The 26,126-nt window shown below is 68.8% G+C and carries 25 protein-coding genes; 12 read left to right on the top strand and 13 right to left on the bottom strand.

Annotation, left to right across the window (positions count from 1 at the left end; all coding sequences use genetic code 11):
- Window positions 1-109 precede the first annotated feature (109 nt).
- Entirely contained in the window at window positions 110-1,333 is a 1,224-nt protein-coding gene (locus T336_RS0109930; RefSeq protein WP_026432416.1) for a PrpF domain-containing protein, read from the top strand.
- 65 nt (window positions 1,334-1,398) lie between these two features.
- On the opposite strand, the gene T336_RS0109925 is transcribed toward T336_RS0109930, so the two are convergent.
- Window positions 1,399-2,214 carry an exodeoxyribonuclease III gene (locus T336_RS0109925; RefSeq protein ID WP_026432415.1) on the bottom strand — a complete coding sequence of 272 codons (816 nt, stop codon included), beginning with the start codon at window positions 2,212-2,214 and terminating at the stop codon, window positions 1,399-1,401.
- Between the two features lie 37 nt (window positions 2,215-2,251).
- Here T336_RS0109925 and pyrE point away from each other — a divergent pair, with 37 nt between their 5' ends.
- Together pyrE and T336_RS0109915 are read left to right on the top strand one after the other, a co-directional pair.
- Window positions 2,252-2,932, top strand: coding sequence for an orotate phosphoribosyltransferase (pyrE, locus tag T336_RS0109920; RefSeq protein ID WP_026432414.1), 681 nt, complete (start codon window positions 2,252-2,254; stop codon window positions 2,930-2,932).
- 74 nt (window positions 2,933-3,006) lie between these two features.
- The gene (locus tag T336_RS0109915; protein WP_026432413.1) at window positions 3,007-3,696 is read left to right on the top strand and encodes a hypothetical protein; all 690 of its coding nucleotides are present in this window, start codon (window positions 3,007-3,009) and stop codon (window positions 3,694-3,696) included.
- Between the two features lie 36 nt (window positions 3,697-3,732).
- Here T336_RS0109915 and gatB read toward each other — a convergent pair whose 3' ends face one another.
- The 3 genes from gatB to gatC are packed head-to-tail and all read right to left on the bottom strand — an operon-like array spanning window position 3,733 to window position 7,010.
- Window positions 3,733-5,187 carry an Asp-tRNA(Asn)/Glu-tRNA(Gln) amidotransferase subunit GatB gene (gatB, locus tag T336_RS0109910; RefSeq protein ID WP_026432412.1) on the bottom strand — a complete coding sequence of 485 codons (1,455 nt, stop codon included), beginning with the start codon at window positions 5,185-5,187 and terminating at the stop codon, window positions 3,733-3,735.
- A gap of 1 nt (window position 5,188) precedes the next feature.
- Window positions 5,189-6,688, bottom strand: coding sequence for an Asp-tRNA(Asn)/Glu-tRNA(Gln) amidotransferase subunit GatA (gene gatA, locus T336_RS0109905; RefSeq protein WP_026432411.1), 1,500 nt, complete (start codon window positions 6,686-6,688; stop codon window positions 5,189-5,191).
- 22 nt (window positions 6,689-6,710) lie between these two features.
- Window positions 6,711-7,010, bottom strand: a complete 300-nt coding sequence (gatC, locus tag T336_RS0109900) for an Asp-tRNA(Asn)/Glu-tRNA(Gln) amidotransferase subunit GatC (RefSeq protein ID WP_013592861.1) — start codon at window positions 7,008-7,010, stop codon at window positions 6,711-6,713.
- 206 nt (window positions 7,011-7,216) lie between these two features.
- On the opposite strand from gatC, the gene T336_RS0109895 reads away from it, so the two are divergent.
- The 4 genes from T336_RS0109895 to mrdA all read left to right on the top strand — a co-directional run bounded on the left by T336_RS0109895 (window position 7,217) and on the right by mrdA (window position 11,825).
- Window positions 7,217-8,260: a rod shape-determining protein gene (locus T336_RS0109895; RefSeq protein WP_013592862.1), complete on the top strand. Its 1,044-nt coding sequence runs from the start codon at window positions 7,217-7,219 to the stop codon at window positions 8,258-8,260.
- Window positions 8,261-8,411: 151 nt separating this feature from the next.
- Entirely contained in the window at window positions 8,412-9,332 is a 921-nt protein-coding gene (mreC, locus tag T336_RS0109890) for a rod shape-determining protein MreC (protein WP_026432410.1), read from the top strand.
- A complete protein-coding gene (gene mreD / locus T336_RS0109885; RefSeq protein WP_026432409.1) occupies window positions 9,329-9,847 on the top strand; it encodes a rod shape-determining protein MreD in 519 nt (172 codons plus the stop codon). Before mreC ends, mreD begins: the two co-directional genes overlap by 4 nt.
- 31 nt (window positions 9,848-9,878) lie before the next feature.
- On the top strand, window positions 9,879-11,825 hold the full coding sequence (mrdA, locus tag T336_RS0109880; RefSeq protein WP_026432408.1) for a penicillin-binding protein 2: 1,947 nt from the start codon (window positions 9,879-9,881) through the stop codon (window positions 11,823-11,825).
- A 21-nt stretch (window positions 11,826-11,846) separates the two neighbouring features.
- Here mrdA and T336_RS0109875 read toward each other — a convergent pair whose 3' ends face one another.
- The 5 genes from T336_RS0109875 to T336_RS0109855 form a co-directional block, all read right to left on the bottom strand.
- Window positions 11,847-12,740 (bottom strand): DMT family transporter, encoded by an 894-nt coding sequence (locus T336_RS0109875; RefSeq protein WP_019699884.1) that lies wholly within the window; start codon window positions 12,738-12,740, stop codon window positions 11,847-11,849.
- A 5-nt stretch (window positions 12,741-12,745) separates the two neighbouring features.
- A complete protein-coding gene (locus tag T336_RS0109870; protein ID WP_019699885.1) occupies window positions 12,746-13,507 on the bottom strand; it encodes an amino acid ABC transporter ATP-binding protein in 762 nt (253 codons plus the stop codon).
- Window positions 13,504-14,286: an amino acid ABC transporter permease gene (locus T336_RS0109865; protein ID WP_019699886.1), complete on the bottom strand. Its 783-nt coding sequence runs from the start codon at window positions 14,284-14,286 to the stop codon at window positions 13,504-13,506. The genes T336_RS0109870 and T336_RS0109865 overlap by 4 nt, the downstream gene beginning before the upstream one ends.
- Window positions 14,287-14,349: 63 nt before the next feature.
- Window positions 14,350-15,117, bottom strand: coding sequence for an ABC transporter substrate-binding protein (locus T336_RS0109860; RefSeq protein WP_019699887.1), 768 nt, complete (start codon window positions 15,115-15,117; stop codon window positions 14,350-14,352).
- Window positions 15,118-15,331: 214 nt separating this feature from the next.
- Complete coding sequence (locus tag T336_RS0109855) at window positions 15,332-16,720, bottom strand: L-serine ammonia-lyase (protein WP_026432407.1); 1,389 nt, start codon at window positions 16,718-16,720, stop codon at window positions 15,332-15,334.
- Between the two features lie 121 nt (window positions 16,721-16,841).
- On the opposite strand from T336_RS0109855, the gene T336_RS0109850 reads away from it, so the two are divergent.
- Window positions 16,842-17,765, top strand: coding sequence for a LysR family transcriptional regulator (locus tag T336_RS0109850; protein WP_026432406.1), 924 nt, complete (start codon window positions 16,842-16,844; stop codon window positions 17,763-17,765).
- On the opposite strand, the gene T336_RS0109845 is transcribed toward T336_RS0109850, so the two are convergent.
- Complete coding sequence (locus tag T336_RS0109845) at window positions 17,755-18,513, bottom strand: sulfite exporter TauE/SafE family protein (RefSeq protein WP_026432405.1); 759 nt, start codon at window positions 18,511-18,513, stop codon at window positions 17,755-17,757. The two genes, T336_RS0109850 and T336_RS0109845, sit on opposite strands and share 11 nt — an antisense overlap.
- A gap of 301 nt (window positions 18,514-18,814) precedes the next feature.
- Window positions 18,815-20,509, bottom strand: coding sequence for a GMC family oxidoreductase (locus T336_RS0109840; protein WP_019702653.1), 1,695 nt, complete (start codon window positions 20,507-20,509; stop codon window positions 18,815-18,817).
- 320 nt (window positions 20,510-20,829) lie between these two features.
- On the opposite strand from T336_RS0109840, the gene T336_RS0109835 reads away from it, so the two are divergent.
- The 4 genes from T336_RS0109835 (at window position 20,830) to T336_RS0109820 (ending at window position 24,563) form a co-directional block, all read left to right on the top strand.
- The gene (locus tag T336_RS0109835) at window positions 20,830-21,957 is read left to right on the top strand and encodes an MlaE family ABC transporter permease (RefSeq protein ID WP_019702654.1); all 1,128 of its coding nucleotides are present in this window, start codon (window positions 20,830-20,832) and stop codon (window positions 21,955-21,957) included.
- Window positions 21,958-21,961: 4 nt separating this feature from the next.
- Window positions 21,962-22,834 carry an ABC transporter ATP-binding protein gene (locus T336_RS0109830; protein ID WP_019702655.1) on the top strand — a complete coding sequence of 291 codons (873 nt, stop codon included), beginning with the start codon at window positions 21,962-21,964 and terminating at the stop codon, window positions 22,832-22,834.
- Complete coding sequence (locus tag T336_RS0109825; protein WP_026432404.1) at window positions 22,834-23,814, top strand: MlaD family protein; 981 nt, start codon at window positions 22,834-22,836, stop codon at window positions 23,812-23,814. Before T336_RS0109830 ends, T336_RS0109825 begins: the two co-directional genes overlap by 1 nt.
- 83 nt (window positions 23,815-23,897) lie before the next feature.
- Complete coding sequence (locus T336_RS0109820) at window positions 23,898-24,563, top strand: ABC-type transport auxiliary lipoprotein family protein (RefSeq protein ID WP_026432403.1); 666 nt, start codon at window positions 23,898-23,900, stop codon at window positions 24,561-24,563.
- Window position 24,564: 1 nt separating this feature from the next.
- Here the strand turns inward: T336_RS0109820 and T336_RS0109815 are convergent, their stop codons facing one another.
- Together T336_RS0109815 and T336_RS26030 are read right to left on the bottom strand one after the other, a co-directional pair.
- A complete protein-coding gene (locus T336_RS0109815) occupies window positions 24,565-25,269 on the bottom strand; it encodes a hypothetical protein (RefSeq protein ID WP_026432402.1) in 705 nt (234 codons plus the stop codon).
- The gene (locus T336_RS26030) at window positions 25,266-25,928 is read right to left on the bottom strand and encodes a DUF8616 domain-containing protein (protein WP_084151402.1); all 663 of its coding nucleotides are present in this window, start codon (window positions 25,926-25,928) and stop codon (window positions 25,266-25,268) included. The genes T336_RS0109815 and T336_RS26030 overlap by 4 nt, the downstream gene beginning before the upstream one ends.
- Between the last annotated feature and the right edge of the window lie 198 nt (window positions 25,929-26,126).

Raw genomic sequence — 26,126 nt, 5'->3', positions numbered from 1 at the left:
AGAGCTCATCGAAGCCGCTCTGGACAAGCACGGCATTGCCGGGGCAGCTGTGGCTCCGGCCGCTCCAGCGCACTAATGCCCCCATCCTGGCGTCCGCCAGCCGCTCTTTATGCACCACCTCGCACGCCCCCGCATCCGGAACAACACCTGGGAATTCCCCGTCCACCATATGCGCGGCGGTACATCGACCGGCTTGGTGATTTGGAACGCCATCGCGCCCGACGAGCAGGCATTGCGCGAGGAGTTGCTGAGGCATCTGATGGGCGTGCCGCTGGAGGGCGAGCAGCCAGGCAACAAGCAGACCACCGGCCTGGGCCGTGGTTCCGCCACCAGCAACAAGGTCTTCTTCGCTGACGTCGAGGAAGGTGCCAATGGCCCGCAACTCGTGAGCACGTTGGCGCAGCTGGCCCCTGCCCATGGCCGGATCGACTGGAGCGTGAACTGCGGCAACATGTCGTCGGCCTTGCAGCTCTGGGCCCTGGATACCGGACTGCTGGATTTCGTGCCGGCCAACGACGTCAGCGTGGACATCCGCAACACCAACACCGGCGTCCTGACGACTTCCCGCATGCGTTTTGACGCACGCGGAGTGTTCGAGACCAGCACGATCCCCGGGGTGATGGGGCGCCATCCAGCGGTCGACCTTTTCCTGCACGACCCTGCGGGAGCCAAGACCGGCAAGTTGCTTCCGACGGGCAATGCGGTGGACGTCTTCGACGGTGTGCGCGCCAGTTGCGTGGACGTCGCCGTTCCGATGGTCATCATTCCCGCCAGCGACCTGGGCAAGACGGCGCATGAGCCGACGACAGACCTTGCAGCGGATGCCGCGCTCATGCAGCGGCTGCGCAAGATATGGGTCGAGGCCGGGCTCAAGATGCAGTTGCGCCGCAAGGATGGCCAACCCATGACGGTGCAGGACCTGGCGCTGAGCGAGACCGTTCCCAAGGTTTGCATGATTGGTGAATCCCGCGTGGGGGCGGACCTCGCGGTGCGCTATTTCACGCCGCAGACCGTGCACGCGTCTCTCGCCGTATCGGGCGGCTGTTGCCTGGCTGCATCCACGCTCATCCCTGGCTCGGTCGCACATGCGCTGGCGCCCAAGACGACCGGCGCAGCGTTCGCCGAGGTCGGCGTTGGCATCGAGAATCCCGCGGGCGTGCTCTCGACCACGGTCGTTGCTGCACGCCGGGGCAGCGAACTGGTAGTGAAGTCCGCCGCTTACCAGCGAAGTGCGCAGGTGCTGCTGAGTGGATTCGCGCCGCTGTATGCGGCGTCCAGGCCACTGCAGCTTGCGCTCTCTGCCATCGCCAAATCAAGCGGCCAGGCCACATGACGCACGTTGAGCGAAGCCGTGCCTAACCTTCGCTCGAGGTCCGAAGCTGATCGAGCCTGGTCCGATCAAAGGCCGTAGTCGTAGGCGATGGTCAGCGGCGCATGGTCGCTGAACTTCACTTCCTTGTAGATGGCCTCGGCGCGAGCCAGCGCCGCGATCGCCGGGGTGGCGAGGTGGTAGTCGAGCCGCCACCCCACGTTGTTCGCATACGCCTGGCCGCGGTTGCTCCACCAGGTGTAGGCCGATTCGGTGGTGTCGGGCTGCAGCCGGCGGTACACGTCCACCAGGCCGCCGCCCAGGTCGGTAGGGTGCAACAACTTTGTCATCCACTCACGCTCCTCGGGCAGGAAGCCGCTGTTTTTCTGGTTGCTGCGCCAGTTCTTCAGGTCGATCTGCTGGTGGGCGATGTTGACGTCGCCGCAGAGGATGAATTCGCGCTCTTCCTTCACGCGCATCAGGTGCACGTGGAATTCCGCCAGGAAGCGGAACTTCGCCAGTTGGCGCTCGGGCCCCGACGAGCCGCTCGGGAAATAGGCGCTGATGATCGAGAGCTTGCGCGCGGGCGTGTCGAAGCGCGCCTCCACGTAGCGGCCTTCGGCGTCGAATTCGCTGGAGCCGTAGCCCACGCGCACGTCGCTCGGCTCGTGGCGGGTGTAGATGCCCACGCCCGAGTAGCCCTTCTTGGTCGCGTAGTGGAAATGCCCCTTGAGGCCGGCCAGGGTCTCGAAACGGCCTTCCATGTCGGCGGACTGGGCCTTGATCTCCTGCACGCAAATACAATCCGGCCGCGTCTCGGCGATCCAGGCCTCCACGCCTTTCGAGGTGGCGGAGCGGATGCCGTTGAGGTTCAGGCTGGTCAATTTGAAAAGGGAAGCATCCATGGTGGCAGACGGCGAGCAGCGGCAGGCGGGAGAGGAAATGGCAGGAGAGGGCGCGTCGGCGGACCGCCTCGCCCAGGAATTCGTGCACTTCGCCGTGGAGGCGGGCGTGCTCAGGTTCGGCGAATTCAAGACCAAGGCGGGCCGCATGAGCCCGTACTTCTTCAATGCCGGGCTTTTCGACGATGGCGCCAAGATGGGCCGGCTCGCGGAATTCTATGCAAAAGCCCTGTTGGCCAGCGGCATCGAATTCGACATGGTCTTCGGGCCTGCCTACAAGGGCATCCCGCTGGCCGCCACGGTGGCGGTGGAACTGGCCCGCCATGGCCGCAATGTCCCCTTCGCCTACAACCGCAAGGAAGCCAAGGACCATGGCGAAGGCGGCACGCTGGTCGGCGCGCCGCTGCGGGGCCGCGTGCTCATCGTGGATGACGTGATGTCCGCCGGCACCGCCGCGCGCGAATCCATCGCGCTCATCCGGGCCGCCGGGGCCGTTCCCCATGCGATGGCCATCGCCCTCGACCGCCAGGAAAAGGCCACCGAGAACGGCCAGGACGTGGACCACAGCGCCGTGCAGTACGTGCGCAGCCAGCTGGGCATGCAGGTGTGCACCATCGCCAAGCTGGCCGATTTATTGCAATATCTGCAGGACCGTGGGGGCTCCGGCATGGGCGCCCACCACGAGCGCGTGCTGGCCTACCGCCAGCGCTACGGCGTCTGAACCGCGCCTGACCTTACTTCGCACGCCGCATCGGGCTTTTTCGGGCGGCGGGAGAGCACGGATACCTGCACAGCATGGAAGCCCTTCCGGTGAAGCAACTGAGCCTCTGGCGCGCTGGCGCCGGAGCGGCGCTGGCCGTCCTGTGCGGTGCCGCGGCCCAGGCGCAGCAGCAGCCCGGGCCCGGCGGCATCTACACCTGCGTGGATGCCAAGGGCCGCCGCCTCACCGCGGACCGACCCATCCCCGAGTGCTCCGACCGCGAGCAGCGCGTGCTGGGGCCGTCCGGTACGGAGCGCTCGCGCGTGGGTCCCATCCTGTCCGACCAGGAGCGTGCCGCGCTGGAAGCCCAGCGCCGCAAGGAGGCCGACGAACGGGCGCGCGCCGCCGAGGAGCGGCGCCGCGAGCGCGTGCTGGTCGCCCGCTATCCGGACCAGGCCGCGCACGATGCCGAGCGCGCGGCGGCCATCGCGCAGGTGAACGAGGTGACGGCCGTGGCCGAGGCCCGGGTGGCCGAACTGCGGCGCCAGCGCAAGGCGCTCGACGCCGAGATGGAGTTCTACCGCCGCGACCCGTCCAAGGCCCCCATGGCATTGCGCCGCCAGATCGCCGAGCAGGAGGATTCGATCGCCCAGCAGCAGCGGTTCATCGCCTCGCAGGAAGACGAAAAGCGCCGGGTGCACCAGCGCTTCGATGCGGAGCTGGCCCAGCTGCGCCAGCTCTGGGCCGCGCAGCAGGGCATGCCGGCGATGCCGGCTTCGCGCTGACCGGGCAGGGCGGCCCGGCCGTGGCGTGTTTCCGCGTCAGGCGGCCGCGAGCCGCGCGCGCAGCATCTCGTTGACCTGCTGCGGGTTCGCCTTGCCCTTGCTGGCCTTCATGGCCTGGCCCACCAGGGCATTGAATGCCTTGTCCTTGCCGGCCTTGAACTGCGCCACGTTGTCGGGGTTGGCGGCGATCACCTCGTCGATGATCTTCTCCAGCGCGCCGGAATCGTTCATCTGCTTGAGGCCCTTGGCCTCGATCACTGCGTCCACGTCAGTGCCTTCGCCGGTCCAGAGCGCATCGAACACCTGCCGGGCGGCAGCGTTGGAGACGGTGCCGTCGGCGATGCGCTGGATCAGCTTTGCCAGCAGCGCGGCCGTGACCGGCGCGGCGGCGATGTCGGTCTCGCCCGCATTCACGCGGCGCGACACCTCGCCCATGATCCAGTTGCTGGCCAGCTTCGGCTGGCCGCTGGCCTTGGCCGCTTCCTCGAAGTAGGCCGCCATGGCCTTGGACTGGGTGAGCGTGGTCGCGTCGTATTCGGGCAGGCCGTAGTCGGCCACGAAACGCGCGGCCATGGTGCGCGGCAGTTCGGGCATGCGCGCGCGCTCTTCCTCCACCCACTGCTCCGAAATCCGCAGCGGCGGCAGGTCCGGGTCGGGGAAGTAGCGGTAGTCGGCCGCGTCTTCCTTGGTGCGCATGGCGCGCGTCTCGCCCGTGTCCGGGTCGAACAGCACGGTGGCCTGCTGGATGGCGTGGCCATCCTCGATCTGCTCGATCTGCCAGCGGATCTCGTAGTCGATCGCCTGCTGCATGAACTTGAAGCTGTTCAGGTTCTTGATCTCGCGGCGCGTGCCCAGCGGCTGCCCTGGCTTGCGCACGGAAACGTTGGCGTCGCAGCGGAAGGAGCCTTCCTGCATGTTGCCGTCGCAGATGCCGATCCAGGTCACGATCTTGTGCAGCTCGCGGGCATAGGCCACGGCCTCTTCGCTGGAGCGGATGTCCGGCTCGGTCACGATCTCCAGCAGCGGCGTGCCGGCGCGGTTCAGGTCGATGCCCGACTGGCCGATGAAATCCTCGTGCAGCGACTTGCCCGCGTCTTCTTCCAGGTGGGCGCGCACCAGGCGCACGGTCTTCTTCTCGTCGCCGAGGAAGAACGAAACCTCGCCACCTTGCACCACCGGGATCTCGAACTGGCTGATCTGGTAGCCCTTGGGCAGGTCGGGGTAGAAGTAGTTCTTGCGCGCGAAGATGCTCTCGGGCGCGACGGTGGAGCCCAGGGCCAGGCCCAGGCGGATGGCGCAGGCCACGGCCTCGCGGTTCATCACCGGCAGCGTGCCGGGCAGGGCCAGGTCCACCGCGCAGGCCTGGGTATTGGGCTCGGCACCGAAGGCCGTGGGCGCGCGGCTGAAGATCTTCGATTGCGTGGCGAGCTGGGTGTGGGTCTCGAAGCCGATGACGACTTCGTAGCCATGGATCAGTTTGCTGGTCGTCATGTCAAAGGCCTCCGGGCGTGCGGAGGTGGAAATCGGTCGCCTGCTGCAGGCGATGCGCGGCGTTCAGCAGCCGGCTTTCCTGGAAGTAGTTGCCGATGAGCTGCAGGCCCACGGGCATGCCGCCTTCGCCGAAACCGGCGGGCACGCTCATGCCGGGCAGGCCGGCGAGCGATGCGGGCAGGGTGAAGATGTCGGCCAGGTAGTCGGCCAGCGGGTCGTTGCCGTGCTCGCCCAGCTTCCAGGCCACCGTGGGCGCCACGGGACCGGCGATCAGGTCGCACTCCTTGAAGGCGTTCTGGAAGTCATCCGCGATCATGCGGCGGATCTTCTGCGCCTGCAGGTAGTAGGCGTCGTAGTAGCCGTGCGAGAGCACGTAGGTGCCGATCATGATGCGGCGCTTGACCTCGTCGCCGAAGCCCTCGGCGCGGGTCTTCTTGTACATGTCCACCAGGTCGGTGTAGTCCCTGGCGCGGTGGCCGAACTTCACGCCGTCGAAGCGGCTCAGGTTGGACGAGGCCTCGGCCGGCGCGATGATGTAGTACACCGGGATGGACAGCTCGGTGCGCGGCAGCGTGATGGGCACCAGCTTCGCGCCGAGCTTCTCGTATTCCTTGAGCGCGCCATCGACCGCGGCGCGCACGTCGGGCGCCAGGCCCTCGCCGAAGAATTCGGCCGGGATGCCGATGCGCAGGCCGTCGATGCTGTCATTCAGCTTCGCGCTGAAGTCTTCGGCCGGCACGTCCAGGCTGGTGGAGTCGCGGTCCGGGTCGGGGCCGCAGATCGCCGAGAGCAGCAGGGCGCAGTCCTCGGCCGAGCGGGCCATCGGGCCGGCCTGGTCCAGGCTGGAGGCGAAGGCGATCATGCCGTAGCGGCTGGCGCGGCCGTAGGTGGGCTTGATGCCCGTGATGCCGCAGAACGAGGCCGGCTGGCGGATGGAGCCGCCCGTGTCGGTGCCCGTCACGGCCGGGGCGAGGCGCGCGGCCACGGCCACGGCACTGCCGCCGGAGGAGCCGCCCGGCACGCGGTCGGTGGCCCAGGGGTTGCGCACCGGGGCGGGCGCATCGGCGCCCAGGGGGGCGACGGCCGAGTTTTCGTTGGCCGAGCCCATGGCGAATTCATCGCAGTTGAGCTTGCCCAGGGTCACCGCGCCGGCGTCGGCCAGCCGCGTGACCACCGTGGCGTCGAAGGGCGACTGGTAGCCGGCCAGCATCTTCGAGCCGGCCGTGCTGGGGAAGTCGCGCGTGACGAAGATGTCCTTGTGGGCGATGGGCACGCCGGCCAGCGGGCCGGCCGTTCCGGCGGCGATGGCCGCGTCCTGGGCGCGGGCCTGGGCCAGGGTGGCTTCCTCGTTGACGCTCACGAAGGCGCCGAGGCCGGTGTGCTGCTGGACGCGGGCGAGGAAATGCCGGGCGGTCTCGACGGCGGAGACGCGCTTGCCGCGCAACGCCGCGGCCAGTTCGGCCACGCCCAGGGTGTGGAGGGGAGAAGAGGGTTCGCTCATGGATTACGTATGCTTATTCTTGTTATTCGATCACCTTGGGTACCAGGAACAGGCCCCGCTCCACGGCGGGCGCGCTGCGCTGGTTGGCCTCGCGCTGGTCGGGCTCGCTCGCGGTGTCTTCCCGCAGGCGCAGGGCGATGTCCTGGATGGCCGCGACGGGGTGGGAGAGGGGTTCCAGGCCGGCGGTATCCACAGCCCGCATCTTCTCGACGATGCCGAAGAAGCCGTTGAGCTGGGTGAGCATGCGCTCACTTTCGGCGGGACTCAGATCGAGCCGCGCCAGGTTGGCGATGCGGCCAATGTCCTGGGGTGTCAGTGCCATAGGGAAAACAGGTCCGGAAACGGGATGTAAAGCTGCGCCTGCGCAGCGGCGGGCGGGAGTTATTCACAGGGGATGCGGTATTATCCCGGCTTTGCCGCAATACCCTCCCCACCGCCGGTCATTGTGCGAAAAAAGCCCACAAACACCCTGTAAACACCCGGCGACGGCAGGCCGACGCGCATGCCGTGCCCGAGAGGAATTCCTGAATGTTCGGAGCTTTCCGTCGGTACTTCTCCACCGACCTTGCCATTGATCTTGGCACAGCCAACACGCTGATCTTCGCCCGCGACAAGGGCATCGTGCTCGACGAACCCTCCGTCGTTGCCATCCGCCACGAAGGCGGCCCCCACGGCAAGAAAGTCATCCAGGCGGTCGGCCACGAGGCCAAGGCCATGCTCGGCAAGGTGCCCGGCAACATCGAGGCCATCCGCCCGATGAAGGATGGCGTGATCGCCGACTTCGTGATCACCGAGCAGATGATCAAGCAGTTCATCAAGATGGTGCATCCGCGCACGCTGCTCACGCCGAGCCCGCGCATCATCATCTGCGTGCCCTGCGGCTCCACCCAGGTCGAGCGCCGCGCCATCAAGGACGCGGCCGAGGCCGCGGGCGCCACCGCCGTCTACCTCATCGAGGAGCCCATGGCCGCCGGCATCGGCGCCGGCCTGCCGGTCTCCGAGGCCTCCGGCTCCATGGTCGTGGACATCGGCGGCGGCACGACGGAAGTCGGCGTGATCTCCCTGGGCGGCATGGTCTACAAGGGCAGCGTCCGCGTGGGCGGCGACAAGTTCGACGAGGCCATCATCAGCTACATCCGCCGCAACTACGGCATGCTGATCGGCGAGCCCACGGCCGAGTCCATCAAGAAGAGCATCGGTTCGGCCTTCCCCGGATCCGAGGTGCGCGAGATGGAGGTCAAGGGCCGCAACCTCTCCGAGGGCGTGCCGCGCAGCTTCACCATCTCCAGCAACGAAGTGCTGGAGGCGCTCACCGATCCGCTCAACCAGATCGTTTCCTCCGTCAAGAACGCCCTGGAGCAGACCCCGCCCGAACTGGGCGCCGACATCGCCGAGCGCGGCATGATGCTCACGGGCGGCGGCGCGCTGCTGCGCGACCTCGACCGGCTGCTCGCCGAGGAGACGGGCCTGCCGGTGCTGGTGGCAGAAGACCCCCTGACCTGCGTGGTCCGCGGCTGCGGCATCGCGCTCGAGCGCATGGACCGCCAGGGCAGCATCTTCACTAGCGAGTGACATGACCATGCCGCGGGGCGGAGGCATCGGGTCCGCCGGCCGGGCAGGCCGGCCGCCGTGCCTGCGTCCCGATGGCGCCGCGTCCGCTTCTGCGTCCGTGCTTGCGCGGCACCGTTCCTCCTGACATTCCCTGCGGCTGTTCCCTACCGCCATGCCCATCGGTACCCTCGAACGGACCGCGCCGTCTTTCTTCAAGCAGGGCCCGTCGCCGCGTGCCCGCTTTGCGCTGTGCGGCGCGCTGGCGCTGTTCCTCATGGTGGCGGACGCCCGCTTCCACGTCACCGAGCCGCTGCGCAAGGCCATCGCCGTGGCGCTCTACCCGGTGCAGTGGGTGATGCTGCAGCCCGTGGAATTCGTGGGCGGCGGCATGGCCTACCTGCGCACCATGGAATCCGCCCAGGCCGAGGTCGATACCGCGCGGCGCAACATGGTGGCCATGGCCCAGCGGGCCAACCAGGCCGAGCAGCTCCTGCAGGAGAACGAGCGCCTGCGCAAGCTGCTGCAGCTGCGCGACCGGCTGCAGACGCCCGCGAAGGCCGCTCAGGTGATCTACGACGCCGCCGATCCCTATACCCGCCGGGTGATGATCGACCAGGGCCAGATGGCCGGCATCGCGCTCGGCTCCCCGGTCATGGACGAATCGGGCATGCTCGGCCAGGTGACCCGGGTGCATCCGCTGCTGAGCGAGGTCACCCTGCTCATCGACCGCGACCAGGCCATTCCGGTCATGAACCTGCGCACCGGAGCGCGCGGCGTGGCCTACGGCGACCCCGTCATCGCGCACGGCGGCGGGATGGAGCTGCGGTTCATGCCCAGCAATGCCGATGTGCAGGAGGGTGACCTGCTCACCACCAGCGGGGTGGACGGCCTCTATCCGCCGGGCCTGCCCGTGGCCCGCATCGTGCGCGTGGAGCGCCGGGCCGATTCCGCCTTCGCCCGCATCTACTGCGCGCCCCTGGCGCAGGCGCAGGGCGCCCGCCACGTCATGGTGCTGCAGCCGCTCGATACCGGCCTGCCCGAACGGCCCCCCGCCGCCGAGCCCGCGCCGGTACGCAAGGGGGGCCGTCGATGATCATGCCCCGCGGCGAGCAGCTGCTGCTGCCCGTGCGTCCCGCCTTCATCGCGGCCAGCCTGCTGGTGGCGCTGGCATTCAACATGCTGCCGCTCGGGCGCGTGGTGTGGACGCCCGACCTCGTCATGGTGCTGCTCGTCTTCTGGGGCGTGCACCAGTCCCAGCGCGTGGGCATGGCCGTCGCCTTCGCCATGGGCCTGTGCATGGACGTCTACCAGACCGCGCTGCTGGGGCAGCATGCGCTGGCCTATTGCGCCATGATGTTCGGCGCGATCTACCTGCACCGGCGCCTGCTGTGGTTCAGCCCGGTCTCGCAGGCGCTGCAGGTGCTGCCCCTGTTCCTGGCCGCGCATGCGATCGAGTTGCTGGTGCGCATGGTCTCGGGCGGCATCCTGCCCGGTCTGCCGGGGCTGATCGCCCCGGTGCTCGAGGCCCTGCTGTGGCCGCTCGCCAGCTGGGTGCTGCTCGCGCCGCAGCGCCGCCCGCCCGACCGCGACGAGAACCGGCCGCTCTGAGGCGCCTTCTGTTTTTCTCCGCCCTGCCGACATGACCGAGCTGCGCAATACCGAGGCCGATCTCTCGCGGTTCCGCCTGCGCGTCTTCGTCGTGGGCCTCGTGGTGCTGCTCGCCATGTGCCTGATCGTGGCGCGCCTGCTCGTGCTGCAGGTGGTGCGCCACGAAGACCTCGCCGACCAGGCCGAGAGCAACCGCACCGCGGTCGTTCCCATCGTGCCCAACCGGGGGCTCATCCAGGACCGCAACGGCGTGGTGCTGGCCACCAACTACTCGGCCTACACCCTGGAGATCACGCCCTCGAAGGTCGATGGCCTGGAGGACACGATCGACGAACTCGCCAAGGTCGTGGAGATCCACCCGCGCGACCGGCGCCGGTTCAAGCGGCTCATGGAGGAGTCGCGCAGCTTCGAGTCGCTGCCGATCCGCACGCGCCTGTCGGACCAGGAGGTCGCGCGCTTCACCGCGCAGCGCTACCGCTTCCCGGGCGTGGACATCAAGGCCCGGCTATTCCGCAACTATCCGCTGGGCGACGTCGGCAGCCACGCCATCGGCTACATCGGCCGCATCAACCAGCGCGAGAAGGAGCGCATCGAGGATTCCGAGGACGCGGCCAACTACCGCGGCACCGACCACATCGGCAAGCTCGGCATCGAGCAGAGCCAGGAGACCACGCTGCACGGCCAGACCGGGGTGGAGCGCATGGAGACCTCGGCCGGCGGCCATGCGGTGCGGCGCCTCGCGAGCCATCCGGCCACGCCGGGCAACACCGTGATGCTGTCGCTCGACATCAAGCTGCAGAAGCTGGTGGAAGACATGTTCGGCGACCGCCGCGGCGCGCTGGTGGCGATCGACCCGCGCAACGGCGAAGTGCTCGCGCTGGTATCGAAGCCCACGTTCGATCCGAACCTGTTCGTGGAAGGCATCGATTCGGAGAACTGGCAGGCGCTCAACGAATCCATCGACAAGCCGTTGCTCAACCGCGCGCTGCGCGGCACCTATCCGCCCGGCTCCACCTACAAGCCCTTCATGGCGCTCGGCGCGCTGCAGCTGAACAAGCGCTCGCCGACGCAGGTGTACAACGACCCGGGTTTCTACACCTACGGCGGCCATACCTTCCGCAGCCACGAAGGCGGCCTGGGCGGCGTGGACATGGTGCGCGCCATCCAGTTCTCCAGCAATACCTACTTCTACTCGCTGGCCGTGGACATGGGCGTGGACACCATCCACGATTTCATGAAGCCGCTGGGCTTCGGCCAGATCACCGGCATCGACCTCAACGGCGAGGTGCGCGGCGTGCTGCCCAGCACCGAGTGGAAGCGCAACACCTACAAGCGCCCGGAGATGAAGCGCTGGTATTCGGGAGAGACCGTGTCGCTCGGCATCGGGCAGGGCTACAACAGCTTCACCATGCTGCAGTTGGCCTCGGCCGAGGCGACGCTCGCCAACGGCGGCGTCCGCTACCGCCCGCACCTCGTGAAGGCCGTGCGCGACACCGTCACCGGCGCGGTCACGGAAGTGCAGCAGCCGCCGGGTGAGAACCTGGGCTACTCGCCGAAGAACCTCGAGATCGTGCGCAACGGCCTCACGGCGGTGATCAAGGCCGGCACGGGCACGCGCGTGTTCGCCGGTGCTCCCTACACTGCGGCCGGCAAGACCGGCACCGCGCAGGCCGTGAGCCTCGGGCAGAACGTGAAATACAACGCCAAACTGCTGGAAGAGCACCAGCGCGACCATTCCCTGTTCGCCGCCTTCGCGCCGGCCGAGAGCCCGCGCATCGCCGTGGCGGTGATCGTCGAGAACGCGGGCTTCGGCGCCGCAGCCGCTGCGCCCATCGTGCGCCGCGTGTTCGACTACTGGCTCCAGGGCGACTATCCCAACGAACAGGACCTGGCCGCGGTCGCCAAGGGCCAGGCCGGCGCGCCCATGGGCACGCCGCGCCGCGCGGCCGACGTGCAGGTCACCGCTCCCGCTCCCTGACGGAAAGCCGATCGCGGCCTGTCAGCCGGCGGCCTGCGGCGCGCGCGGCGGCTGCAGCTGGCTGGCGATCAGCGCGGCGACGATGAGCGCCGCCCCGCACACGCCGGTCCAGCCCAGGCGTTCGCCGATCAGCACCCAGGCCGTGAGCGCCGCGAACACGGGTTCCAGGCCGAAGACGATGGCGCTGCGCATGGCGTCCACGCGCTGCTGGCCCCACGCCTGCAGCGTGACCACCAGCACGCTGGCCACCACCCCCAGGTAGGCCACCGCGGCCCACGCATCGCCCGGCAGCTGCGCGACCTGCGCGACCGTCGTGGCATAGCCGCCATGGCGCACGCCCACCAGCACGGTGGCGGCGCCGAACATCACCAGCGCCTGCATGGCCGCCATGCGCGTGGCTCGCAGCGGCGCCGCGGCCGTGCGGCGCGCGCACTCCTCCAGCGCGAGGATGTAGATGGCGTAGAACGCCGTGCTGGCCAGGGTCAGGGTATCGCCCAGGTTCCAGGGCTCGTTCTCGTGGAACATCAGGCCCATGCCCGCCAGCGCCATGCCGCAGGCGGCCCACAGCGTCCATCCGTAGCGCCGGCCGAGCACGGCCATCGCCAGCAGCGGCACGACCAGCACGTTCAGGCCGGTGACGAAGGCGTTGCGGTTGCTGCTGGTGCGTGCCAGCCCCTCGATCTGCAGCCAGAACGCCAGGAACAGGAGGGCGCCCAGCAGCAGCCCCCAGCCGAACTCGGCGCGGCGCATGCCGCGCCACATCGGGCTGAGCACGGCCAGCGCGATGGCAAAGCGCATCCAGATGATCTGCAGTGCGTCCAGGTGCGCGGACAGCATCTTCATCGCGGGGAAGGTCGTTCCCCAGACCATGGTCACGAGAAGGAGGGCCAGCAGGCCCTGGCGTTCGGCGCGCAAGGCGGTCAGTTGCCCATGCGCCCCAGGAAGGCGCGTATGCGGTCGTTGGCCGGGTTGGAGAAGAACTCGGCAGGCGGTGCATCGTGCGCGATGCGGCCCTGGTCGAAGAACATCACGCGGTCCGCCACTTCACGGGCGAAGCCCATTTCGTGGGTGACCACGATCATGGTCATGCCGCCGCGCGCGAGCTCGCGCATCACGTCCAGCACTTCCTGGACCATTTCCGGGTCCAGGGCGGAGGTGGGCTCGTCGAACAGCATCACCTTGGGCCGCATGGCCAGCGCGCGGGCGATGGCCACGCGCTGCTGCTGGCCGCCCGAGAGCTGCCAGGGGTACTTGTGGGCATGCTCGCGCAGGCCCACGCGCCGCAGCAGCTGCAGGGCCTGCTCGTTCGCCTCGGCGCGCGGCGTGCGGTGGATGCGGCGCGGCGCGAGCGTCACGTTGTCGAGCACGCTCATGTGGCCGAACAGGTTGAACTGCTGGAACACCATGCCGACCTCGCTGCGCTGCTGCTGCAGGACGCGCTGGTCGTCGGTGACTTCCACGCCGCCGATGGTGATGCGTCCGCTGTCGTGCGGTTCCAGCCGGTTGATGGCGCGCAGCAGCGTGGACTTGCCCGAGCCGGAGGCGCCGATGATCACGGTGACCTCGCCCGTGTTGAACACGGTGGAGACATCCTTGAGCACCTGGTGCGTGCCGAACGCCTTGCAGACGTTCTCCGCCACGATGTAGGGCGTGGCGGTGGTGGTGGTATGCGGCCGGTTCATTGGGCGCGGCCCTCCACGTCGAAGCGGTGCTCGATGGCATTCGAGACCTGGGTCACCAGCGTGGTCAGCAGCAGGTAGGTGATGGCCACCGTGGAGAGTGTCGCGATCGGCTGGAAGGTGGCCGACTGGATGCGGTTGCCCACGTTGGTCAGCTCCACCACGCCGATCGCGTAGGCGAGCGAGGAGTCCTTGAGCAGCGCCACGAAGTTGCTCACCAGCGGCGGCAGCGAGATCTTGAAGGCCTGGGGGAACACCACGTCGAAGAAGACATGCGTGCGCGACAGCCCCAGCGCGCGTGCCGCCTCGGTCTGCCCGCGCGGCACGGCCAGCAGGCCGGCCCGGATGGCTTCGGAGTTGTAGGCGCCCACGTTCAGGCCCAGCGCCACCACGGCGGCGGCGAAGTCGGGCAGGTTGAGCCCCGGCACCAGCACCGGCAGCGCGAAATACACGAACAGGATCTGCACCAGCAGCGGCGTGCCGCGGATCACCCAGATGTAGAAGCGGGCCACCCAGCGCAGGGGCGTCCAGCGCGCGGTGCGGGCCAGGGCCGCGCCGGTGCCGAGAACCAGGCCGCAGAACCCGCTCACGAGCGTGAGCCAGAGCGTGGTGCGCGCGCCGTCGGCGAAGGCCTGCGCGTTGGGGCCGATGGGGTCGGGGAGGAAGGAGAGGACCTGGCCGAGCAGGGCCAGGGCCAGCACCATCAGCACCAGGGCCGAGACCAGCGTCGCATTGCTGCGCTGCTGGCGGCTCCAGTGCCGGGGCCAAAGAGCGGTGAGCATGGAGAAAGCGTCCGGAAGGCCGGCCGCGCACCCGTTTCAGGGCGCCGGCCGGCGGTCAGGGGATCAAGGGGTGCAGCGGACGTCTTCGTTGAAGTACTTCTTCGACACGGCGGCATAGCTGCCGTCGGCCAGGATCTCGGCGAAGGCCTTGTTCCAGGCATCGGCCAGACCGGTGTTGCCCTTGGCCACGGCCGGGGCGATCTTCTCGATGAAGAGCATGTCGCCGAGCTTCAGGCCGGCCTTGGGATTCTTGGCGGCGACTTCCTTGGCGACGAACTTGTCGGTCACCCAGGCGTCCACGCGCTTGGAGGTGAGGGCGCTGCGGGCGTCCACGTCGGTCGGGAAGTTCTTCACGTCCTTCACGCCGGGCACCTTCTTCACGTTCTCCAGGTAGCTCGTGCCGGTCTGCACGGCCACCACCTTGCCGGCGAGGTCCTTGCCCGCGCGGATGGCCGGGTCCATGGAAATCACCATGCCGCCCGAGCAGTAGTGGGGGGTGGCGAAGGTGACGGCCTTGGAGCGCTCTTCCGTCACGCCGTGCGATGCGATGGCGACGTCCCAGCGGTCCTGCGCGAGGCCGGTCAGCAGGGCGTCGAAGCCCAGCGTCTTCCATTCCACCTTCAGATTCATCTTCCTGGCCACCAGGTTGGCGACCTCGACCTCGAATCCCGTGAGTTCCGTACCCTTGAAATAGTTGAAGGGCGCGAACTGCCCCTCCGTGGCGATGATGATCTTGCCGTCCTTCTGGATGGCGTCGATCGGGCGGGCCTGTGCCGAGAAGGCTGCGCACAGTGCCACGGCGGCGGTGGCCATCGTCTTGAGAATCTTCATCTGCGGTTCCTGGTGGGGTGGGACAGGGTACAAAAAATCCGGCTTGGCGTGTGGCGAAGCCGGACATGGTGGACCCGCCGCCCGGTGTCGGGCGTCACGGAGTGGACACATTATAAAGACGGGGCATGGCGCCATGCCCCCTCGAAAATGCGGATGGTCCGGTGCCGCACGGAGCGGCTACACGGCCCAGCAAGAAGCGGACCCGCCCTGGCGCTCAGCACTCCACGATGTTCACCGCCAGGCCGCCCCGGGCCGTCTCCTTGTACTTGGTGAGCATGTCGGCCCCGGTTTCGCGCATGGTCTTGATGACCTGGTCCAGGCTCACGAAGTGCGTGCCGTCGCCGTGCAGCGCCATGCGCGCCGCGTTGATCGCCTTGACGGACGCGATGGCGTTGCGCTCGATGCACGGGATCTGCACCAGCCCGCCGACGGGGTCGCAGGTAAGGCCCAGGTGGTGCTCCATGCCGATCTCCGCCGCGTTCTCCGCCTGCGCCGGCGTGCCGCCCAGCGCCGCGCACAGCGCGCCCGCCGCCATCGAGCAGGCCACTCCCACCTCTCCCTGGCAGCCGACCTCCGCCCCGCTGATGGACGCGTTCTGCTTGTAGAGGATGCCGATCGCCCCGGCCGTGAGCAGGAAGTCCACCACCCCGCGGTCGCTGGCCCCGGGCGCCGTGTGCACGTAGTAGTGCAGCACCGCCGGCACGATGCCCGCGGCGCCGTTGGTCGGGGCGGTGACCACGCGGCCGCCCGCGGCGTTCTCCTCGTTGACGGCCAGCGCCCAGAGGTTCACCCAGTCGAGCACCCGCAGCGGGTCTTCCGGACGGGGATCGAACGTTCCCAGCCGCTGCGCCAGGCCGGCGGCGCGCCGCTTCACCTTGAACCCGCCGGGCAGCAGGCCCTCGGTGCGGCAGCCGCGCTCGACGCAGCCCTGCATGGTGCGCCAGATGGCCAGCAGGCCGGCATCGATCTCCGCGTCCGTGCGCCAGTGCCGCTCGTTGACGCGCATGATCCCCGCGATGTCCAGGCCGTGCGTGGCCGTGAGGCGCAGCAGGTCCGCCGCGTCGCCGAAGGGCAGCGGCAGCACCGACGGGTCGGGCGCCACCACCTTGTGCCGCGATCCGTCCGCCGCCACGGCCTCGCTCACCACGAAGCCGCCGCCCACGGAGTAGTACGTGGCCTCGTGCAGCAGTTCCCCGGAAGGCGCGTGCGCCGCGAAGCGCAGCCCGTTGGCATGGAAGGGCAGGGTCCTGAGCGCGTAGAAGCGCAGGTCGCGCCGTTCGTCGAAGGCGATCGGGTGGTGGCCTGCGAGCGGCAGGCGCCCGCCGGCGCGGATCTCCGCGACGTAGCCGCCGATGCGATCCACATCGACCGTGTCGGGCTCGTGCCCCGCGAGGCCCAGCAGCACGGCGGTATCGCTGCCGTGGCCCTTGCCCGTGGCGCCCAGCGAGCCGTACAGCTCCGCCTCCACACGCGCCGTGGCCGCCAGCAGGCCCTGGTGCTCCAGGGCGTGGGTGAACATGCGGGCGGCACGCATTGGCCCCACCGTGTGGGAGCTGGACGGACCGATGCCGATCTTGAAGAGGTCGAAGACGCTGATGGCCATGGGAGCTGGGTGCAATGCTGCGGATGGGCGTACAGCGTAGGCAACAAGTTTCACCAGGTCCACTGATCTTTCGTGAAGGAATACATTAGCGATCCTATCGATTCGTGAAAGCCGGAAAACCATGGACATGAACCGCCTGCGCGCCCTGCGCGAGCTGGCCCGCTGCGGCACGATGGCCGCGGCTGCCGAGGCACTGGCCCTCACGCCCTCGGCCGTTTCGCAGCAGATCGCGCAGCTGGAGGCGGAAGCGGGCATCGCGCTTACCGAGCGCCAGGGGCGCGGCGTGCGCCTCACGCCCGGCGGCGAAGCATTGGTGCGCCATGCGGAGCGCCTGATGGCGGTGCTGGACGAGGCGAAGTCCGAGCTGGCGCTGCTGCGCCGCGAACTGGCGGGCGAGTTGCGCGTGGCGGCGTTCCCGTCGATCGCCTCCGCGCTGCTGCCGGAGACGATCCAGGCGCTGCGGGCCGCCTATCCGCGCCTGCGCCTGGCCGTGGAGGAAATGGAGCCGGCGGACGGCCTGGCGGCGCTGGGTTCCTGGCGCGCCGACATCGCGCTCATCGACCACCTCGCGCTGCGCCGGGACCGGCGTCAGGACGGATACGGCTTCGTGGCGCTGGCCCGGGATTCGCTGCACGTGCTGCTGCCCGGCTCCCATCCCCTGGCGGCCCGCCCGTGGCTGGGCGTGGCGGACCTGCGGGACGAGCCCTGGGCCATGGACGCCGCCTCCAGCAGCTTCGGCGAGTTCGTGCGCAACCTCTGCCTCGCGGAAGGTTTCGAGCCGCGCATGGACGTGCGCGCCCTCGGGTTCGAGGTCGTGTCCGCCATGGTGGGCGCCGGCTGCGCCGTGACCGTGGTGCCGGGGCTGCGCCTGCTGCGCTCCTTGCCGGGCACCCGCGCCGTGCCCCTGCGCCCGGCCGTCGCCCGGGAGATCTCCGTGGCCTTCCGGCGCGGCGAGCGCGACCACCCGGCCGTAAAGGTATTCATCGACGAGATCGTGCGCGCGGCGGAACGCCTGTCCCGCCCGGCAGGCGATGTCACCGCATGAAGCCGTCGTAGCCCGTCTTGAGGATCAGCGCTCCCACGACGAGGATGAAGATGCCGCGCACGAACCCCGTGCCGTGCTTCATCGCCATGTGCGTGCCCAGCACGCTGCCCACCACATTGGCCACCGCCAGCGGCAGGGCGAAATGCCACCACACCTGGCCCTTGGCCGTGAACAGGATCAGCGCGGCGACGTTGGTCGCGAGGTTGAGCAGCTTGGCCGAGGCCGATGCGTTCAGGAAATCGTAGCCCAGCAGCCGCACGAACAGGAACACGAAGAAACTGCCCGTTCCCGGACCGAAGAAGCCGTCGTAGAACCCGATCGTGAGACCGATCAGGCAGGCCACGCGGGTTTCGGCCGCGCCCTCGAAGCGCGGCGCATGGTGCTTGCCGAGATCCTTGCGCGCCAGGGTGTAGAGCAGCACGGCGAGCAGGATGAAGGGCAGGATCCGGCGCAGGAAGTCCACCGGCACCACGGTGACCGTCCACGCCCCGGCGAACCCTCCCGCGAAGCCCGCCGCCGCGGCCGGCAGCAGCGCCTGCCAGCGTATCTGCACGCGCCGGCTGTACTGCCAGGTGGCGATGGCGGTGCCCCAGATCGAGCCGCTCTTGTTGGTGCCCAGCAGGGTGGCCGGCGGCGCGTTGGGGAAGGTGGCGAACAGGGCGGGCACCAGGATGAGCCCGCCGCCGCCCACGATGGCATCCACGAAACCGGCCAGCAGCGAGGCCAGCGAAACAATGATCCATTCCATCCCCGGATTGTCTCACCTGCTATCGTTTCAATAGCTTGCGGGCAAAAAAAAGCGCCGGGATCACCGGCGCTTGGGGAAACAGGGCATCTTGTAGGGGATGCTTGGAATATGTTTTCGAGTTCGAGTTTGTCTCCTCGGCCCCCTCGTGACGCGACGTGCGCGCCATCGGGTAACTGCAATGTAACTCCCGCACCCCGCTGGTGCATTGGGGGTTTCCCGCAGACCGTGCATGCGCGATGGCGGTGCGTGGGGCGGCCTGCCGGAGGTCGCGGTGGTGCATCGGCCCGTGGCCGGCTGCGCGTCAGCCGCCGGCCCGGGCTTCGGCGCACAGCCATTCGGCCGCCTTCTCCGCGATCATCAGGGTGGGCGAATTGGTGTTGCCGCTCGTGATGGTGGGCATGGCGCCCGCGTCCACCACCCGCAGGCCCGCGATCGTGCCACCCCGGCCGTCCCGCACGCGCAGCCGCGCGTCGAGCACGGCGGCGGGGTCTCCGTCGGCGCCCATTCGCGTGGTGCCCACGGGATGGAAGATGGTGGTGGCGATGTCTCCCGCCAGGCGCGCGAGTTCGTCGTCGGTCTGGTACTGCGGGCCCGGCTTCCACTCCTCGGGCCGGTAGGGCGCCAGTGCCGGCTGCGCCACGATGCGGCGCGTGACGCGCAGCGAATCGGCGGCCACTTGGCGGTCCTCCGGCGTGCTCAGGTAGCGCGGCGCGATCGCGGGCGCGTCCTGGAAGCGGGGGCTGCGGATGCGCACCGTGCCGCGGCTCGTGGGATTGAGGTTGCACACGCTGGCGGTGAACGCCGGGAACGTGTGCAGCGGCTCGCCGAACGCATCGAGCGACAGGGGCTGCACGTGGTACTGGATATTGGGGTGCGGCTGCTCCGGTGCGCTGCGGGTGAAGGCCCCCAGTTGCGAAGGCGCCATGCTCATCGGGCCGGTGCGTTTCAGGGCGTACTCGAGCCCGATGCGCGCGCGGCCCCAGAGGTTGCCCGCCAGCGTGTTGAGCGTGGGCACCCCGTTCACCTTGAACACCGCCCGGATCTGCAGGTGGTCCTGCAGGTTGCCGCCCACCCCCGGCAGGTCGTGCGCCACGGGGATGCCGTGCGACTGCAGCAATTCTCCCGGGCCGATGCCCGAGAGCTGCAGCAGTTGCGGCGAATTGACGGCGCCCGCACTCAGGACCACGTCGCGGGCGGCATGCGCCGTCACCATCTCGCTGCCGTTCCACACCTCCACGCCCGTGCAGCGGCTGGTGCCGTCCGGCAGGGTCTGCAGCAGCAGCCGGGCGGCCTGCGCGCCGGTCCACATCTCGAAATTGGGCCGGCCGTAGCAGGTGGGCCGCAGGAAGGCCTTGGCGGTGTTCCAGCGCCAGCCGTTCTTCTGGTTGACCTCGAAATACCCCACGCCCTCGTTGCTGCCGCCGTTGAAATCGTCGGTCGCCGGGATGCCGGCCTGCTGCGCCGCGAGCGCGAAGGCATCCAGCACGTCCCAGCGCAGGCGCTGGCGCTCCACCCTCCATTCACCGCCGCCCCCGGTGCTCTTGCTGCCGTGCAATCGTCGGAACGCCTCGCTCGCCGTGTCGGGGCGGTCCAGGCGCCAGTGGTCCTCGTGGCGGCGGAAGGCCGGCAGCACGGATTCCCAGCGCCAGGCGTCGTCGCCGGTGATCTCCGCCCACTGCTCGTAGTCCCGTGCCTGCCCGCGCATGTAGATCATGCCGTTGATGCTGCTGCAGCCGCCCAGGGTCTTGCCGCGCGGGTAGCGCAGGCTGCGGCCGTTCAGGCCTTCGTCCGGTTCGGTCTGGTAGAGCCAGTCGGTGCGCGGGTTGCCGATGCAGTAGAGGTAACCCACGGGAATGTGGATCCAGTGGTAGTCGTCCTTGCGGCCCGCCTCCACGAGCAGCACGCGGTGCCGCGGGTCGGCGCTCAGCCGGTTGCACAGCAGGGCGCCGGCCGTGCCGCCGCCGATGACGATGGTGTCGAAAGTGGTGTCGCTCATGGAAAGGAGGGCGGGGACGCCGCGGCGCGGCAAGGGGGCCCGGCCATTGTGCGCAGCGGTGCCGTGCTGTCGATAGGGAAACACCTGCTGCTCCTGGTTCGATAGCATTGCTGGTCCATCTCTGCTGGCCGCATGCCGGTTTTGAAGAAATTTCAACCGCCGTGCTCCGCCATACGGACGGGCTCTGCGCTGACGCGTGCGGCCTGCCGCGCTCCGCTAACATCCGGTTGCCGTTTTACGCGGCGTTTTTCTCCGCCCGTCCAACGCCACCGCATCCTGCCCTGCACCTTCCGCCCCGATACGGCACCGTTTCCCCTCCAATGAGCGACAGCCAGCCACGCATCACACGCACGGACACCCCCGAAGGGCCGGTCGCGGCGCTGCTCGGCCGCTGGGGCGCTGCCGAACTGGGCACGCGGCCGGCCTGGAAGGCCCTGGCGGCGCAGCTGGCGAAGACGCCGCCCTCGGCCGGCCTGGGGTGGGACCTGCGCGGCGTCGAATGGCTCGATCACGTGGGCGCGCAACTGCTCTGGAACCACTGGGGCCGCGACTGGCCCGCGCGCCTGTCGGTGGACGATGCGCAGCGCGACATGCTCGAGCGCGTGGCCGAATACACCGTCACCCGCCGGCCATCCGAATCGCCCTGGCGCCTCGCCGAGGAGGTCGACCGGCTCGGCGTGAAAGTGCTCAGCGCCCTCGGCCATGGCCGCCACCTGCTGGAGCTGGTGGGCCAGCTGATGATCGACCTGGTCCGGGTGGTGCGCGCGCCGCGGCGCGCGCCATGGCGCGACATCTCCGGCCACCTCTACCGCATGGGCGCCACGGCCCTGCCCATCACGGCCATCGTGGGCTTCCTGATCGGCGTGGTGCTGGCCTACCTCATGAGCCTGCAGTTGCGGCAGTTCGGGGCCGAATCCTTCATCGTCAATATCCTGGGCATCTCGCTGATCCGGGAACTGGGCCCGATGCTGGCGGCCATCCTCGTGGCGGGCCGGTCCGGTTCGGCCATCACGGCGCAGATCGGCGTCATGCGGGTCACCGAGGAACTGGATGCAATGCGCGTCATGGGCATACCGCACGGCTTCCGGCTGGTGATGCCCCGCGCGGTGGCCCTCGCCATCGCCATGCCGCTGATCGCCGTCTGGACCACGCTGTGCGCCCTGGCGGGGGGCATGCTCGCGGCCGACATCGCCATGAATGTCTCGCCTGCCTATTTCGTGCAGGCGCTGCCCAATGCGGTGGGCTTCTCCAACCTGGTGCTCGCGATGGGCAAGTCGGTGGTGTTCGGCGTCGGCATCGCCCTCATCGGCTGCCACTGGGGCCTGCGCGTGAAACCCAATACCCAGAGCCTGGGCGAGGGCACCACGGCTTCGGTGGTGAACGCCATCACCATGGTCATCATCGTGGATGCGCTCTTCGCGATCGCGTTCAAGAACCTGGGGATCTGAGCGCATGACGAGCGAAGCAGAAGCAGACGCCATCGCCACGGGCCCGGCAGCCGCCCCGGAGCCGCCGCCGACGGACGCTCCCCCCGTGGTCGAGATCCAGGGGCTGTCCACCGTGTTCGGCAAGGGCGACGAAGCCTTCGCCGTGCACGAGAACCTCGACCTCACGGTACGCCGCGGCGAGATCCTCGCGCTCGTGGGCGGCTCGGGCACCGGCAAGACCGTGCTGCTGCGGCAGATGCTGGGCCTCACCCGTCCTGCCAAGGGCAGCGTCACCGTGCTGGGCCGTCCGGCCTCCGAGATGGGCCGGGCGGGTGCCGCGAGCCGCGTGGGCATGCTGTTCCAGCACGGCGCGCTGTTCTCGGCGTTCAGCGTGCTGGACAACGTCGCCTTCGCGCTGCGCGAGCAGGGCACGCTGCCCAGGGACCTGATCTGCGATGCCGCCATGGTCAAGCTGCGCATGGTGGGGCTGAAGCCCGAACACGCCACGCGCAGCCCGTCCGACCTCTCCGGCGGCATGATCAAGCGCGTGGCGCTGGCGCGCGCCCTCGTCATGGATCCGCCGCTGCTGCTGCTCGACGAGCCCACCGCGGGGCTCGACCCGAACAGCTCCGACGAATTCTGCGAACTGCTGCGCGAGCTGCATGCCGCGCTCGGCCTCACCGTGGTGATGGTCACGCACGACCTGGACACGCTCTTCGCGCTCAGCACGCGCGTCGCGGTCCTCGCGGAAAAGCGGGTCATCACCAGCGGCACGCCGCAGGAGGTGACCCGCTTCGAACATCCGTTCATTCAACACTTTTTCCTCGGGGAGCGCGGCCGCCGCGCGATGGCGCCCGCGCCGTCGGCGCCGCATGCCGCCCCGGAACAGGAGGCCTGATGGAAAACAAGTCCCATGCCCTGGCCGCGGGCATTTTCGTGGTCGTCGTGACGGCGCTGCTGGCGGGGCTGGGCCTGTGGCTCACCCGCGACCGGGCGAGCTACCAGCTCTACGAGCTGTCCACCCGCGAGAGCGTGGGCGGCCTGCAGCCGCAGGCCGCCGTGCGTTACAAGGGCGTCGCCGTGGGCAAGGTCATGCGCATCGGCTTCGATCCCGACGTACCGGGCAACGTGCTCATCCGGATCGCCGTCAACGACCAGGCACCCGTCACCCCGGCCACCTTCGCGGTGCTGGGCTACCAGGGCGTCACCGGGCTGGCCCACGTGCTGCTCGATGACGGCAACGGTCCGCAGCCGGCGCTTCCCCGCGGGGCGAGCGGCCTGCCGCGGCTCCCCCTCAAGAGCTCCCCCTTCAGCCAGCTCGCGGAGCAGGGCCCGGCCATCCTCGCGCAGGTGCAGCAGGCGACCGATCGCATCAACGACCTGCTGGGCGACGAGAACCAGAAACGCTTCTCCCTGGCGCTGGACAACCTGGGCCAGGCTGCCGGCAGCGCCAATGCGCTCATGAAGCGGCTCGACGCCACGGTGGAGCAGCGGCTCGACCCTGCCCTTGCATCGGTGCCGGCCGTGGCCAGCGATGCACGCGAGACGCTCAAGGCACTGCGGCAGGCGGGAACCAACGCCGGTGACGCCGCCAACGAGGTCAAGGCCGCCGTGCGCAAGCTCAGCGCCGAAGGCGGGCCGCTGGACCAGATCGCCGACAGCTCGCAATCGCTATCGCAGGCCGCGGACCGCTTCGGCCGCGTGACGCTCCCGCGCCTGAACCACGCCGCCGACGAAACCTCGCGGGCTGTGCGCCGCCTGGGCCGCGCGGCCAGCAATCTCAGCGACAACCCGCAATCGCTGATCTACGGGCCCGGCCGTTCGGCGGGCGGCCCCGGCGAACCCGGCTTCGAGGCGCCGGCTGCTGCAGCACCGTGAGGCGCCGGGCCGGCCGCTACGGCACCTGCAGGCATGCACCCGCAAGACCTTTCACCGCATCCATGGACATGACGAGGAACGACATGGCACACCACGCAGTCATCCCCCGGGCCCGCGGCCTCTGGGCCGTCGCCCTCGCGGCCGCAGCGCTCACGGCGGGCTGCTCCGCCCTGCCCGCGCCACCGCCCCGGGCCGACGTGTACGACTTCGGTCCCGGCCCGCTGGCGCAAGCGCCTGCCGAGCGCGGTGCGCCGCTGCCGCCCATCGCGCTGCCGGAGGTGGCCGTCGCGGGGCCGGTCGAAGGCAGCACCGCCGTGCTGTACCGCCTGGCCTACGACGATCCCCGCCACCTGCGTCCCTACGGCCAGGCACGCTGGAGCCAGCCGCCCGCGCAGCTCGTGCAGCAGGCCCTGCGCGACCAGCTTGGCCTGCGCCGCCCCGTGCTCATGGGTGACGAGGGCGCATCGCAACTCGTCGATACGGGCAAGCCGCCGACGGTGCTGCGCGTGGAAATCGAGGAGTTCAGCCAGGTCTTCCAGTCGCCCAAGGCCAGCGCCGGCGTGCTGCGGCTGCGTGCCTCGCTCGCCGACTCCACCCAGGCCGGCGAGAAGCTCGTCGCCCAGCGCGTCTTCGTCATCCAGCGCCCAGCCCCCACGGCCGACGCGCGCGGCGGCACGCTCGCCATGGCCGAGGCAGCCGCCCAGGCGTCGCAGGAGGTGGCGCAGTGGGTGGAGCAGATGGGGCGGTAAGTCATTGCGCCAGCGCCGCGAGGCGGCGCAGCAGCGCTTCCACGTCCTGCCTGCGAACTGTCAGGAATTCCTGCACCGTCGTGTCTGGGGAGGGATGCCCTGCCAGTTCCTTTTCGCAGAGCGCCATATTGGCGCGGATCGCTGTCCGCGTGTCCGCCGGAACGTGGTAGTTCGCACTTTCAGCGCGTTCGAGATAGTCGTCGAGCGTGAGGTGTGCGCATTGCGTCAACAACGGAATCTGCGCGCTGGCCTTGTCGAGATCAAACGCACCGCAGGGGGGATGGATATACAGCTGCAGCAAACGAAGATGGGCGTCTGGGCTGTTCTGCACCACGCGCAGCATGATGGCCTCCACGGTGCGCGCCTCGAAGCCGGGAATGCGGTCACAGAACACCTTCATCTCACTGCGCAAGTCTAGCCCCACCTGTGCCCCGCGCATGGCGCGTAACTGCCACTGGCGTGCTTCCGATTCCCTGCGCTCCGTTTCGAGGTAGGCGCCGTAGCTCCATTGCGCGGCGTTGTCGCCCTGCTCGGCGCGCTCCTGTATGCGCATGAGGCAGATGCCGCGAAGGTTGTATTCGTCCTGGGTATCACAGGTGTGTGCGCTATCGATCCACCACCATGCGGTGTAGATGCCGATCAGAAGCGCAAAAAGCAAAAGCAGTCGCAGTCCCCAACCCATCCGTTTCCACCAGCGCAACATCATTGTTTTCTCAGCAGTTCGTTAGCCAGCGGGTCCCTGACAGGTCCTCCGCCATCGCGCGGGGACGTGCGTGTGGTGGCAATGGGTTCGCCGTCCGGCCCCCAGGTTCTCCATTGTCCTGGGCGTAGGAAGTTCGGAATGGCCAGTCTCTCCAACACTCCTGGTAGCTTTTCGAAAGCACCCTGGCCGATAGCAGGGCCACCGAAAGGATGATTCCACGTGGTGGTGGTAGGCGCCGTGACGTGGGTACGCAAGGCCCTGGCCAAGACGCTGGCGACACCGTCAGGTGCGGCACCGGCGTTGCATGCATCTATCAGGATCGGTTGCCTGTGCCAGATTCCGCTGCAATGGAAAAGCTTGACGATTTCTCCAATGTCTAACACTCCCTGCAGGCGAGTTGCATTCGCATGCGCGAAAAGATAAAGATATCCCGGAATCCCTCTTTCCCGCAGACCTGAGGCATACAGCGCCCTCTCTCCCGGCTGAATCAGGATGATCTTCCTGCGCACAGGATCAATGGTGGCAATTTTCGAGACAAGTCTCTGGGTATTGTCCAATCCCTTGAACACCAGCTTGGGCAACCCCTTCCCCGGCCCATGCTGAATCCACCCATTCTCGACGGGCTCCGCAGGTCCCTCCCGGAACCAGTAGGCAAGCGACATCCGGTCTTTCCTCCCCATGTGCATGTGAATGGAAGACCGGTGCGGCCTTCCTCCGGGCGGTGCGCGCCCTGGACGGATGCCAATGTGCCTTCATCGGGAAGTGTGCGGGTGGCCGTTGCACCGCGTGTTCTGCAATGCAGAACATTTCCACCGTGCGCTGGACAAGCGCGGTGGAAATGGGTTTGGTAAAGCAGGAAG

The organism is Paracidovorax oryzae ATCC 19882 (assembly GCF_000687165.1).
Lineage (GTDB): Bacteria > Pseudomonadota > Gammaproteobacteria > Burkholderiales > Burkholderiaceae_C > Paracidovorax > Paracidovorax oryzae.
This window is presented reverse-complemented; position numbering and strand designations above follow the sequence as displayed.